Genomic DNA, 11,387 nt, shown 5'->3' on the forward strand with positions numbered 1-11,387 from the left:
CGACATGGCAGTAACTTTTTCGGACGTATGCGCCGTGGTGCCGGCTGCGGGTTTTGGCCGGCGCATGCAGACAGAATGTCCCAAGCAATACCTCTCTATTGGCGATAAAACGATCCTCGAACACTCCGTGGCGGCGCTGCTGGCGCATCCGCGGGTGAAGCGCGTGATTATCGCTATCAGCCCGGGTGATGCGCGTTTCGCGCAGTTACCGCTGGCAAATCATCCGCAGATTACCGTTGTTGACGGCGGCGCCGAGCGTGCCGATTCCGTGCTGGCGGGCATTCAGGCTGCCGGTGAGGCACCATGGGTTCTGGTCCATGACGCTGCCCGTCCGTGCCTGCATCAGGATGACCTTGCGCGCCTGCTGGCGCTTAGCGAAACCAGCCGGGTAGGCGGTATTCTTGCCGCCCCGGTACGCGACACCATGAAGCGCGCTGAGCCGGGCAAGCAGGCTATCGCACACACCGTTGAGCGCGTCGATTTATGGCACGCGCTGACCCCCCAATTTTTCCCCCGCGAATTACTCCACAACTGCTTAACGCGTGCGCTTAAAGAAGGTGCGACCATCACGGACGAAGCCTCGGCGCTGGAGTATTGCGGTTTCCATCCTGAGCTGGTTGAAGGACGCGCTGATAATATAAAAGTGACGCGTCCGGAAGATTTACAGCTCGCGGAATTTTATCTTACCCGTTCGACCCATCAGGAGAAGGCATAATGCGAATTGGACACGGTTTTGATGTACACGCCTTTGGCGGAGAAGGCCCAATTATCATTGGCGGCGTACGCATTCCTTATGAAAAAGGGCTGCTTGCGCATTCTGATGGCGACGTAGCATTACATGCCCTGACCGATGCATTGCTGGGTGCTGCGGCACTGGGCGATATCGGTAAGCTGTTCCCGGACACTGACCCGTCCTTCAAAGGCGCGGACAGCCGTGCGCTGCTGCGTGAAGCCTGGCGTCGTATTCAGGCGAAAGGCTACACCCTCGGCAACGTGGATGTGACGATCATCGCTCAGGCCCCCAAAATGCTGCCGCATATCCCGCAAATGCGCGTGTTCATTGCAGAAGATCTCGGTTGCCACATGGATGATGTTAACGTCAAAGCGACGACGACAGAGAAACTGGGCTTTACCGGTCGTGGTGAAGGGATTGCCTGTGAGGCCGTGGCGCTGCTGGTGAAGGCAAGCCAATGACGGACTTCGACAACCTGACCTGGCTACACGGTAAACCGCAGGGGAACGGGCTGCTGAAAGCCAGCCCTGAAGATTTTGTTGTGGTGGAAGACCTGGGATTCGCACCGGATGGCGAAGGCGAACATATCCTGGTACGCATTCTGAAAAATGGCTGCAATACCCGTTTTGTGGCCGATGCGCTGGCAAAATTCCTCAAAATTCATGCCCGCGAAGTGAGCTTTGCCGGGCAGAAAGATAAACACGCCGTCACCGAACAGTGGCTCTGCGCGCGCGTGCCGGGTAATACGATGCCTGATTTAAGCAAATTTGAGCTTGAGGGCTGTAAGGTACTGGAATACGCACGCCATAAGCGCAAACTGCGTCTGGGCGCGTTGAAGGGCAACCATTTTACGCTGGTACTGCGTGAGATTTCGGACCGTGACGATGTGGAAAAACGCCTGAACGCTATCAACGCGTGCGGCGTACCAAACTATTTTGGCGCACAGCGCTTTGGTATCGGCGGCAGCAACCTGCTCGGCGCACTGCGCTGGGCGCAAAGCGATGCCCCGGTCCGCGACAGGAATAAACGCAGTTTTTGGTTGTCGGCGGCCCGCAGTGCGTTGTTTAATCAGATTGTGAGCGAACGGCTGAAAAAACCGGACGCGAATCAAGTTGTTGTCGGCGATGCGCTACAATTAGCGGGACGCGGGAGCTGGTTTGTGGCGACGGCTGAAGAAATGGCCGATGTGCAGTCGCGCGTGGATACTCAAACGCTGATGATTACCGCAGCCTTGCCCGGCACGGGCGACTGGGGTACGCAGGGCGATGCGCTGGCTGCTGAGCAGTCTGCCGTCGCTGATATGCAGGCATTACAAACACTGCTGGTGCGGGAAAAAGTCGAGGCGGCACGCCGTGCGATGCTGCTCTATCCGCAACAGTTGAGCTGGAACTGGTGGGACGACGTAACCGTCGAGTTACGCTTCTGGCTGCCGGCAGGTAGCTTTGCCACCAGTGTTGTCAGGGAACTTATCAACACGTCGGGTGATTATGCGAATATTGCTGAGTAACGATGACGGGATCCATGCGCCGGGTATACAGACCCTGGCGAAACACCTTCGCGAATTTGCGGAAGTGCAGGTCGTGGCACCCGATCGTAACCGCAGTGGAGCGTCTAACTCTCTGACGCTGGAGTCGTCGCTTCGCACCTTTACCTTTGAAAATGGTGATATCGCCGTCCAGATGGGCACGCCGACCGACTGCGTTTTTCTGGGCGTGAACGCGCTGATGCGCCCGCGCCCGGACATCGTCGTCTCCGGTATTAACGCCGGGCCCAATCTTGGCGACGATGTGATTTACTCCGGAACCGTGGCCGCCGCCATGGAAGGGCGCCATCTGGGGTTCCCTGCACTGGCCGTTTCGTTAAACGGCCACACGCACTACGACACGGCGGCAGCGGTGACCTGTTCTCTCCTGCGGGCGCTCAATCGCGAGCCGCTGCGTACCGGGCGCATCCTCAATATTAACGTGCCGGATCTGCCGCTGAGTGAAATCAAAGGCATTCGCGTAACGCGTTGCGGAAGCCGACACCCGGCTGACCAGGTGATCCCGCAGCAGGATCCGCGTGGCAATACGCTTTACTGGATTGGTCCTCCTGGCGACAAGTGTGACGCCGGACCGGATACCGACTTTGCCGCTGTTGATGAAGGATATGTCTCGGTTACGCCGCTGCATGTAGATTTAACCGCGTATAGTGCGCATGATGTGGTGTCGGGTTGGCTGGATCGCGCAGGAGTGAACGCGCAATGGTAAGCAAACGTGTACAAACTCTTCTGGAACAGCTACGCGCTCAGGGGATCCGCGACGAGCATGTGCTCGACGCGCTCGCCCAGGTGCCGCGTGAGAAATTTGTAGACGAGGCGTTTGAACACAAAGCGTGGGAAAACGTGGCGCTGCCTATCGGGCAGGGTCAGACGATTTCACAGCCTTACATGGTGGCGCGTATGACGGAGCTGCTGGAGCTCACGCCCCATTCGCGCGTGCTGGAAATTGGCACCGGGTCGGGGTACCAAACCGCGATCCTGGCGCATCTGGTGCACCATGTTTGCTCCGTTGAGCGTATTAAAGGTTTGCAGTGGCAGGCGCGTCGTCGCCTGAAACAACTTGATTTACATAACGTTTCGACACGACACGGTGATGGATGGCAGGGTTGGCAGGCACGCGCCCCGTTTGACGCGATCATCGTGACGGCTGCTCCACCTGAAATTCCCGCTGCTCTGTTATCGCAGCTGGATGAAGGCGGCATTCTTGTTCTGCCTGTCGGGGACGAGCAACAGCTCCTGAAGCGCGTTCGTCGGCGTGGCGGCGAGTTTATTATCGATACCGTGGAAGCCGTGCGCTTTGTTCCTCTGGTAAAGGGGGAGTTGGCCTGAGACTCAGAATTATCCAGGGTTATTAAGGCAAATTCAGCGTATGGTGTGGCGCGAAAGATTCGTGTCATCACGGTAAATTTTAAGTCACTGGTAGTTAACACATTCCTGGGGGATAAATGAGCGCGGGAAGCCCTAAATTCACCATCAGCCGTGTTGCGGCATTATCACTGGTTTCGCTCTGGCTGGCAGGCTGTACAAGTTCTAATAATGCACCTGCGCCCGTCAGTTCCGTGGGGGGATCCAGCAGCTCGGGTAACACGTCCAGCGGAATGTTGATCACGCCTCCGCCTAAAATGGGCACTGCTGCGGCACAACAAAATCCGCCCATTCAGCCAATGCAGCCTCCTGTTACGCAGCCAACACAGGTTCAGCCAGTGGAACACCCTGTGCAGACTCAAAATGGCCGCATAGTGTATAACCGCCAGTATGGGAACATTCCGAAAGGTAGCTATACCGGTGGGAGCACCTATACCGTAAAACGCGGCGACACGCTGTTCTATATTGCGTGGATCACCGGGAACGATTTCCGTGACCTGGCGCAGCGTAATAACGTCCAGGCCCCGTATGGTCTGGAAGTCGGCCAGACACTCCAGGTGGGCAATGCGACGGGTACGCCGCTCACGCCTGGCAACACCGTTTCAGCGGCCGATGTCACTGCGCAAAATAACAGCGTTAAGCCTGCACAAAAATCCACCACGGTGGTTGCTTCACAACCGGTAATTACGTATTCTGAGGATTCAGGTGATCAGACTGCTAACAAAATGTTGCCGAATAATAAAGGGACTGCGACTGTTGTCACAGCACCGACTACGGCACCTGTGGTTAGCTCTACTGAACCGACTGCCAGCAGTATGACCTCCAGTTCGCCAATTTCTGCATGGCGCTGGCCAACTGACGGCAAGGTTATCGAAAACTTCTCTTCCTCCGAGGGAGGAAATAAAGGGATCGATATCGCAGGGAATAAGGGACAGGCTATTATCGCGACCGCAGACGGTCGTGTGGTATATGCCGGTAACGCTCTGCGCGGTTACGGTAATCTTATTATCATCAAACATAACGATGATTACCTGAGTGCCTACGCCCATAACGACACAATGCTGGTCCGGGAACAACAAGAAGTTAAGGCGGGGCAAAAAATCGCTACCATGGGTAGCACCGGCACCAGTTCTACACGCTTGCATTTTGAAATTCGTTACAAGGGGAAATCCGTAAACCCGCTGCAGTATTTGCCGCAGCGATAAGTTGACGGGGCATGCCAGCCAGGGTGTCTCGTTCAGGGATCACGGGTAGGAGCCACCTTATGAGTCAGAATACGCTGAAAGTTCATGATTTAAATGAAGATGCGGAATTTGATGAGAACGGAGCAGAGGCTTTTGATGAAAAAGCCTTAGTAGAAGAGGAACCCAGTGATAACGATTTGGCTGAAGAAGAGCTGTTATCGCAGGGCGCCACACAGCGTGTACTGGACGCGACTCAGCTTTACCTTGGGGAGATTGGTTACTCCCCACTGTTAACGGCCGAAGAAGAAGTCTATTTCGCACGTCGTGCTTTGCGTGGTGATGTTGCCTCGCGCCGTCGCATGATTGAAAGTAACTTGCGTCTGGTCGTGAAAATTGCCCGTCGTTACGGCAATCGAGGTCTGGCTCTGCTGGACCTGATTGAAGAGGGCAACTTAGGTCTCATCCGCGCAGTTGAGAAGTTTGACCCGGAACGCGGGTTCCGTTTCTCAACCTACGCGACCTGGTGGATTCGTCAGACCATCGAACGGGCGATTATGAACCAAACCCGTACGATTCGCCTGCCGATTCACATCGTCAAAGAGTTGAACGTCTATCTGCGTACTGCGCGCGAGTTGTCCCATAAACTGGACCACGAGCCAAGCGCGGAAGAGATCGCCGAACAACTTGATAAACCGGTTGATGACGTAAGCCGTATGCTGCGTCTCAACGAGCGCATTACCTCCGTTGACACCCCGTTGGGTGGCGACTCCGAAAAAGCGCTGCTGGACATCCTGGCCGATGAAAAAGACAACGGTCCGGAAGACACCACGCAGGACGATGACATGAAACAGAGCATCGTCAAATGGCTGTTCGAACTGAACGCCAAACAGCGTGAAGTGCTGGCACGTCGTTTCGGTTTACTGGGGTATGAAGCTGCAACACTGGAAGACGTCGGCCGCGAAATTGGCCTGACCCGTGAACGTGTTCGTCAGATTCAGGTTGAAGGTCTGCGTCGCCTGCGTGAAATCCTGCAGGGACAAGGTCTGAATATCGAAGCGCTGTTCCGCGAATAAGCAATCTTTCATCAAAAAAGGCCCGTCGTGAGACGGGCCTTTTTCTTTTGCGTTACGGTTGTGCCGTTTCGTGCAGCAAACGCCACGTTATCTTGCCATCCTTCTGATTGAGCACGGCGGTTGACCAGCGCACATTGACGGGCTGATCCGGGCGAGTTTGCGTTTCCCGGTAGTGAAGCACTGCGCCGTTGGCCCACGTCTGTAGCGTCGTTATCTCATCAAGAACAATTTCCAGACCAGGACGGCTGCCGCGCTGAAGGTCCAGGAAACCGACAAGCGCGTTATAGTCAAAATGGACGCCACCTGGGGTGAGCATCATAAAATCCGGCTGAAAGTGGGCAAGCAGGGCGTCAACATCCCCTTCGCCCTTACCCAACCAGTTCTCCAGCATAACGTGAACGTCGATAATGTCCTGTTCGAAATGGGTCATGGTTTCTCCTGTTGCACCTCTGAAAGCACCTGCGTGTTGTTAAGACGAAAGACGTACACGACGGGAAGTAATGTGATGGCCGCAGCAACACTAAACATCCAGTGCCATGCGGCGAGCGGCGTGAAAAACGCCAGTGTCAGGTTCAGCACCTGCGAGAGCAGGAATGCCCCGGCAAAAAAACTGATCTGACGATTAAGATTCCATAGCGCGCTGGCGTCAGGCATATCGTCGCGCGCCGTCGTTAAAAATGCGCTGCTTTGCGCCGTACTGCTGCAAAGACTGCCGCCCGCGCCCATTAACGTAAACGCGACGCCAGGTAACAACACTGTGGTAGTCGGGCTGACGTTAAGCAGCAGTAAAACGCCCAGCGCCTGTAACAGGCAACCCACGACAATGAGAGGCCGGGGACCCACGCGGTTAAAATAACGTCCGGTCGCGGTGATCGCCATAAACGAGGCCAGAGACCATGGCAGCATCAGCATCCCCGTTGCGGCAGGTGTCATGTGCGCCTCGCTCTGAAGATAATACATCCCCGTGACGTTCACCCCAATAAACATGCCGGGTACGCACAAATAGACAAGCATGGAGAAACGCAGCAGCGGGTCGGCCAGCAGGGGCAGGTTTAACAGCCTGCTCGCTTTCACGGGGGACCTCTCATTCTTAAGCCACACGCAGGCCAGGAAAAACGTCACGGCGGCGACAGGCGTTGTGGCAAAGAATATCCATCGCCAGCTGAGTGCCTGAACCAGCACTCCCCCCACGGTGGGTGAGCATGCAGGCGCAAGCAATGCAACCAGCATGACCGCTGAGGAGAGCCTGGCACGCTCATGGGGTTTAAACTGTTGCCAGGTCAGCGCTTGTCCGACCGGGATCAGTAACCCCCCTCCCATGCCCTGCAGCACTCGCCAGGCAATCAGGCTCTCAAGTGAGGACGACAAACCTGCCGCAACGGAGGCGGCGCTAAAGAGAAAAAGCGAAAGCAGAATGACATGCTTCGGCCCGAGCCTGCGCGTCAGCAGGGTGCTGAAGGGGATGACGAGCGTCAGACCGGCAATATAGCCGTTACTGACCCAGGCAAGCGATGAGGGCGTGGCGTTGAACGCCTGAGCCATTGCCGGGAAAGCGACGCTGGCGATAAACATATTAATTAAATCAAGAAAAAAGCCCAGCAGATAGACAACGGCGACTTTGCTGCGATACGACATGGCGGCACCTCCAGTGAGGGGCGTATCGTATCGGGCAGGGAGGTACGGATAAACGTTATAAAGCGCGATATACTGTCAAAAAATTTTTGACAGTAATAGGGCTGACAATGATTAATTTGCAGCGTACCGCGATGTTTGTCGCCGTCGCAGATACCGGGAGTTTCACCGCCGCAGCAGAGGCAATGGGGCTGACAAAAGCGGTGGTCAGCTTCAATATCCGCCAGCTGGAAGATGAACTGGGTGTCACCCTGTTGCTGCGTTCCACCCGTCGACTGACGTTAACCGAGGCAGGGAGGCTTTTCCATCAACGGAGCGTCGCGCTTTTAAAGGACGCGGAACGCCTGAAGGACGACGTCCGTGCAAACCATGCAGGTCTTACGGGGGAGTTGCGGATCACCACCACACCGGAGTACGGCTCGCAGGTTGTGGTCCCGTTACTGGCTGAGTTTAGCCAGCAACACCCGGACCTTCGCGTGCGTCACGTTTCGTCTTCACTGCATGCCGATCTGATTTCAGAGCGCTTTGATGTCGCCATCCGGCTGGGAACCCTTGCCGATTCACGCTACCACGCGGCATTGATAACGCAGTTCACTATTTTCCCCGTAGCGACGCCCGGCTGGCTGCGTAACCATCCTGTAGAATCGCTTGAACAGCTGGCGAAAGCTGACTGGATTATTCATGAGCGCTTAGCCTCGCCGCTGCGCTGGCAGGTGAACGATGCCAGCGGTGAGCCCGCCACGCTGGAAATTAAAAAAGCACCGCGTTTGTTTGCGGACAGTGCTCAGGCGCTGATGGCTTTTGCGCTCGCGGGATGTGGCGTGGCGCTGTTGCCGGCGTGGCTGGTGCGCCATGCGCTTGATGACGGCAAGCTGGTGTCGGTTTTACCGGAATATACCTTTGCGCGGCAGGGCATCTATGCGGTTTATCCCGATGCCACGCATGTGCCTGCGAAAGTGCGCACCTTTATCGACTTTATGCGCACCCGGGTTAACTAGTCGCGCATCATTTTTTTGACGAGTGCGGAGAATTGCGCCCGCTCGTCGTTGCTCAGCCGCCCTAAAAACGCCTCGTCCACGTCATTGCCGAGCGGTTTACAGCTGGCAAGCAGCGCTTCACCTTCCGGCGTCAGGAAGACGAAACGACGGCGCTTGTCCGCCGGATCGTGCTCGCGTTTTACCAGTCCACGCGCCTCCATGCGGCTCAGCATCTCCGCGAGCGTCGCCTTTGTGCTGACCGCCACTTCTGTCAGAGCAACTTGCTCAATCCCCGGATTTTCGGCAATAGACCGCAATACCGCGTACTGCGGTTTGGTCAGTTCCGGCAATGCATGTTGCCAACGGGCAGTATGCTGTTGAAAAAGCTGGCGTAACAGGTGAAACGCCTCTTGTCTCAGTTCCATGAACACTCCGACGAAAAATTCTCTCCCTATGATAGCCGCTCTTGCCCAGGATTTTAACGCGGCAATTTTTAGCAATTAATGTGATCGTGTACGAACAATATTGTCAGAAACAGGATCCGGGAGTAACGTATTTAATATGTTCGTATGCGAACGAATTAATTGAGGTGCTGAATGAGATTGATAGTTGGAATGACGGGCGCAACGGGAGCGCCGCTGGGCGTAGCGTTGCTGCAGGCATTACGTGACATGCCGGAGGTGGAGACCCATCTGGTCATGTCGAAATGGGCAAAAACCACCATTGAGCTGGAGACACCCTACACCGCACAGGATGTGGCTGCGCTGGCCGATGTTGTCCACAGCCCAGCCGATCAGGCTGCCACTATCTCATCCGGCTCGTTTCGCACCGACGGCATGATCGTCATTCCCTGCAGTATGAAAACCCTGGCAGGCATTCGTGCAGGCTATGCCGAAGGGCTGGTGGGCCGTGCGGCAGATGTGGTGCTGAAAGAGGGGCGCAAACTGGTGCTGGTTCCTCGTGAAACCCCACTCAGCACCATTCATCTCGAGAATATGCTCGCACTGTCCCGTATGGGCGTGGCAATGGTGCCGCCGATGCCCGCGTATTACAACCACCCGCAGACCGCCGACGATATCACCCATCACATTGTGACCCGCGTGCTCGACCAGTTTGGTCTGGAGCACAAAAAAGCGCGCCGCTGGAACGGGTTGCGGGAAGCAAAACATTTTTCACAGGAGAATAAAGATGGCATTTGATGATTTGAGAAGCTTCCTGCAGGCGCTCGATGAGCAAGGGCAACTGCTGAAAATTGAAGAAGAGGTGAATGCAGAACCGGACCTGGCCGCGGCAGCCAATGCCACAGGCCGTATTGGTGACGGCGCACCGGCGCTGTGGTTCGATAATATTCGCGGGTTTACCGATGCCCGGGTGGTAATGAACACCATTGGTTCCTGGCAGAATCACGCTATTTCTATGGGACTGCCCGCGAACACCCCCGTCAAAAAACAGATTGATGAGTTTATTCGCCGCTGGGATAAATTCCCCGTCACGCCAGAGCGCCGTGCAGATCCCGCCTGGGCTCAAAATACGGTGGAGGGTGAAGACATTAACCTTTTCGACATCCTGCCGCTGTTCCGTCTGAACGACGGTGACGGCGGTTTTTATCTCGACAAAGCGTGCGTCGTTTCGCGCGACCCGCTTGATGCGGATAACTTCGGCAAGCAGAACGTCGGTATCTATCGCATGGAAGTGAAGGGAAAACGCAAGCTGGGTCTGCAACCGGTTCCGATGCACGATATCGCCCTGCATCTGCATAAAGCGGAAGAGCGCGGTGAAGATCTGCCGGTCGCGATTACGCTTGGCAATGATCCGATTATTACACTTATGGGCGCGACGCCGCTGAAATACGATCAATCTGAGTATGAGATGGCCGGTGCGCTGCGCGAAAGCCCCTATCCCATTGCGACGGCACCGCTGACCGGCTTTGATGTACCGTGGGGATCTGAAGTCATTCTGGAAGGGGTGATTGAAGGCCGCAAGCGCGAAATCGAAGGACCCTTTGGTGAGTTTACCGGGCACTACTCTGGTGGCCGTAACATGACGGTGGTGCGTATTGATAAAGTGTCTTACCGCACAAAACCCATTTTTGAATCCCTCTACCTCGGCATGCCGTGGACCGAAATTGACTACCTGATGGGCCCGGCTACCTGTGTACCGCTCTACCAGCAGCTGAAAGCAGAATTTCCGGAAGTGCAGGCGGTCAATGCCATGTATACCCACGGTTTGCTGGCGATTATCTCCACCAAAAAACGCTACGGTGGCTTTGCCCGTGCAGTCGGCTTACGTGCTATGACCACGCCGCACGGCCTGGGCTATGTGAAGATGGTGATTATGGTGGATGAAGACGTTGACCCGTTCAACCTGCCGCAGGTGATGTGGGCGCTGTCCTCGAAGGTGAACCCGGCGGGCGATCTGGTGCAGTTGTCGAATATGTCGGTGCTTGAACTGGACCCGGGCTCCAGCCCGGCAGGCATTACCGACAAACTGATTATTGATGCCACCACGCCTGTTGCACCCGACAACCGGGGCCACTTCAGCCAGCCGGTACAGGATTTACCTGAAACCAAGGCCTGGGCCGAAAAACTGACTGCGATGCTGGCTGCACGCCAATAAGGAGGAAAAGATGATATGTCCACGTTGTGCTGATGAGCATATTGAGGTGATGGCAACATCACCGGTGAAAGGGGTCTGGACTGTCTATCAGTGCCAGCATTGTCTGTATACCTGGCGTGACACGGAGCCGCTACGCCGGACCCACCGCGATCATTATCCGCAAGCGTTTCGCATGACGCAGAAGGATATCGATGACGCACCACAGGTGCCGACGATCCCGCCGTTACTGGCCGACGATAAGCGCTAAAAAAAAGCCGGGAGGCGGTT

General features: G+C 55.8%; 14 protein-coding genes. 11 read left to right on the top strand and 3 right to left on the bottom strand.

Annotated features, from left to right (window positions below; translation table 11 throughout):
• The first annotated feature begins 4 nt into the window (after positions 1 to 4).
• The 7 genes from ispD (at position 5) to rpoS (ending at position 5,895) form a co-directional block, all read left to right on the top strand.
• A complete protein-coding gene (gene ispD / locus HV157_RS19460) occupies positions 5 to 715 on the top strand; it encodes a 2-C-methyl-D-erythritol 4-phosphate cytidylyltransferase (RefSeq protein ID WP_182268845.1) in 711 nt (236 codons plus the stop codon).
• The gene (ispF, locus tag HV157_RS19465) at positions 715 to 1,194 is read left to right on the top strand and encodes a 2-C-methyl-D-erythritol 2,4-cyclodiphosphate synthase (RefSeq protein ID WP_032678863.1); all 480 of its coding nucleotides are present in this window, start codon (positions 715 to 717) and stop codon (positions 1,192 to 1,194) included. Before ispD ends, ispF begins: the two co-directional genes overlap by 1 nt.
• A complete protein-coding gene (truD, locus tag HV157_RS19470) occupies positions 1,191 to 2,240 on the top strand; it encodes a tRNA pseudouridine(13) synthase TruD (protein ID WP_014171393.1) in 1,050 nt (349 codons plus the stop codon). The genes ispF and truD overlap by 4 nt, the downstream gene beginning before the upstream one ends.
• Positions 2,221 to 2,982, top strand: a complete 762-nt coding sequence (gene surE / locus HV157_RS19475) for a 5'/3'-nucleotidase SurE (RefSeq protein WP_020883819.1) — start codon at positions 2,221 to 2,223, stop codon at positions 2,980 to 2,982. The genes truD and surE overlap by 20 nt, the downstream gene beginning before the upstream one ends.
• Positions 2,976 to 3,602 (top strand): protein-L-isoaspartate(D-aspartate) O-methyltransferase, encoded by a 627-nt coding sequence (locus HV157_RS19480; RefSeq protein WP_020883820.1) that lies wholly within the window; start codon positions 2,976 to 2,978, stop codon positions 3,600 to 3,602. Before surE ends, HV157_RS19480 begins: the two co-directional genes overlap by 7 nt.
• Positions 3,603 to 3,718: 116 nt before the next feature.
• Positions 3,719 to 4,843, top strand: coding sequence for a murein hydrolase activator NlpD (gene nlpD / locus HV157_RS19485; protein WP_020883821.1), 1,125 nt, complete (start codon positions 3,719 to 3,721; stop codon positions 4,841 to 4,843).
• A gap of 59 nt (positions 4,844 to 4,902) precedes the next feature.
• A complete protein-coding gene (gene rpoS, locus HV157_RS19490; protein WP_013098493.1) occupies positions 4,903 to 5,895 on the top strand; it encodes an RNA polymerase sigma factor RpoS in 993 nt (330 codons plus the stop codon).
• Between the two features lie 52 nt (positions 5,896 to 5,947).
• On the opposite strand, the gene HV157_RS19495 is transcribed toward rpoS, so the two are convergent.
• A complete protein-coding gene (locus tag HV157_RS19495) occupies positions 5,948 to 6,325 on the bottom strand; it encodes a DUF4440 domain-containing protein (protein WP_014171387.1) in 378 nt (125 codons plus the stop codon).
• Positions 6,322 to 7,530: an MFS transporter gene (locus HV157_RS19500; protein WP_182268846.1), complete on the bottom strand. Its 1,209-nt coding sequence runs from the start codon at positions 7,528 to 7,530 to the stop codon at positions 6,322 to 6,324. Before HV157_RS19500 ends, HV157_RS19495 begins: the two co-directional genes overlap by 4 nt.
• 107 nt (positions 7,531 to 7,637) lie before the next feature.
• Between HV157_RS19500 and HV157_RS19505 the strand changes: the two genes are divergently transcribed.
• Positions 7,638 to 8,525 carry a LysR family transcriptional regulator gene (locus HV157_RS19505; RefSeq protein WP_059306823.1) on the top strand — a complete coding sequence of 296 codons (888 nt, stop codon included), beginning with the start codon at positions 7,638 to 7,640 and terminating at the stop codon, positions 8,523 to 8,525.
• Here the strand turns inward: HV157_RS19505 and HV157_RS19510 are convergent.
• Complete coding sequence (locus tag HV157_RS19510) at positions 8,522 to 8,929, bottom strand: MarR family transcriptional regulator (protein WP_020883824.1); 408 nt, start codon at positions 8,927 to 8,929, stop codon at positions 8,522 to 8,524. The genes HV157_RS19505 and HV157_RS19510 overlap by 4 nt on opposite strands.
• A 171-nt stretch (positions 8,930 to 9,100) precedes the next feature.
• Here HV157_RS19510 and HV157_RS19515 point away from each other — a divergent pair, with 171 nt between their 5' ends.
• From HV157_RS19515 to HV157_RS19525, 3 genes are read left to right on the top strand one after another with little or no spacing between them, the layout of a single operon-like run.
• Positions 9,101 to 9,703, top strand: coding sequence for a non-oxidative hydroxyarylic acid decarboxylases subunit B (locus HV157_RS19515; protein WP_014171383.1), 603 nt, complete (start codon positions 9,101 to 9,103; stop codon positions 9,701 to 9,703).
• Positions 9,693 to 11,120 (top strand): non-oxidative hydroxyarylic acid decarboxylases subunit C, encoded by a 1,428-nt coding sequence (locus HV157_RS19520; RefSeq protein WP_025203369.1) that lies wholly within the window; start codon positions 9,693 to 9,695, stop codon positions 11,118 to 11,120. Before HV157_RS19515 ends, HV157_RS19520 begins: the two co-directional genes overlap by 11 nt.
• Before the next feature lie 10 nt (positions 11,121 to 11,130).
• Complete coding sequence (locus HV157_RS19525) at positions 11,131 to 11,367, top strand: non-oxidative hydroxyarylic acid decarboxylases subunit D (RefSeq protein WP_014171381.1); 237 nt, start codon at positions 11,131 to 11,133, stop codon at positions 11,365 to 11,367.
• The last annotated feature ends 20 nt before the right edge of the window (positions 11,368 to 11,387 follow it).

Origin of the sequence: Enterobacter sp. RHBSTW-00318 (genome assembly GCF_014101375.1) — a bacterium.
Taxonomy (GTDB): Bacteria; Pseudomonadota; Gammaproteobacteria; order Enterobacterales; family Enterobacteriaceae; genus Enterobacter; species Enterobacter ludwigii.

What these genes read in the sequence shown, in the direction of transcription:
- ispD (WP_182268845.1), top strand. Translation starts at nt 5, where the DNA reads ATGGCAGTAACTTTTTCGGACGTATGCGCCGTGGTGCCGGCTGCGGGT.
- ispF (WP_032678863.1), top strand. Translation starts at nt 715, where the DNA reads ATGCGAATTGGACACGGTTTTGATGTACACGCCTTTGGCGGAGAAGGC.
- truD (WP_014171393.1), top strand. Translation starts at nt 1,191, where the DNA reads ATGACGGACTTCGACAACCTGACCTGGCTACACGGTAAACCGCAGGGG.
- surE (WP_020883819.1), top strand. Translation starts at nt 2,221, where the DNA reads ATGCGAATATTGCTGAGTAACGATGACGGGATCCATGCGCCGGGTATA.
- HV157_RS19480 (WP_020883820.1), top strand. Translation starts at nt 2,976, where the DNA reads ATGGTAAGCAAACGTGTACAAACTCTTCTGGAACAGCTACGCGCTCAG.
- nlpD (WP_020883821.1), top strand. Translation starts at nt 3,719, where the DNA reads ATGAGCGCGGGAAGCCCTAAATTCACCATCAGCCGTGTTGCGGCATTA.
- rpoS (WP_013098493.1), top strand. Translation starts at nt 4,903, where the DNA reads ATGAGTCAGAATACGCTGAAAGTTCATGATTTAAATGAAGATGCGGAA.
- HV157_RS19495 (WP_014171387.1), bottom strand. Translation starts at nt 6,325, where the DNA reads ATGACCCATTTCGAACAGGACATTATCGACGTTCACGTTATGCTGGAG.
- HV157_RS19500 (WP_182268846.1), bottom strand. Translation starts at nt 7,530, where the DNA reads ATGTCGTATCGCAGCAAAGTCGCCGTTGTCTATCTGCTGGGCTTTTTT.
- HV157_RS19505 (WP_059306823.1), top strand. Translation starts at nt 7,638, where the DNA reads ATGATTAATTTGCAGCGTACCGCGATGTTTGTCGCCGTCGCAGATACC.
- HV157_RS19510 (WP_020883824.1), bottom strand. Translation starts at nt 8,929, where the DNA reads ATGGAACTGAGACAAGAGGCGTTTCACCTGTTACGCCAGCTTTTTCAA.
- HV157_RS19515 (WP_014171383.1), top strand. Translation starts at nt 9,101, where the DNA reads ATGAGATTGATAGTTGGAATGACGGGCGCAACGGGAGCGCCGCTGGGC.
- HV157_RS19520 (WP_025203369.1), top strand. Translation starts at nt 9,693, where the DNA reads ATGGCATTTGATGATTTGAGAAGCTTCCTGCAGGCGCTCGATGAGCAA.
- HV157_RS19525 (WP_014171381.1), top strand. Translation starts at nt 11,131, where the DNA reads ATGATATGTCCACGTTGTGCTGATGAGCATATTGAGGTGATGGCAACA.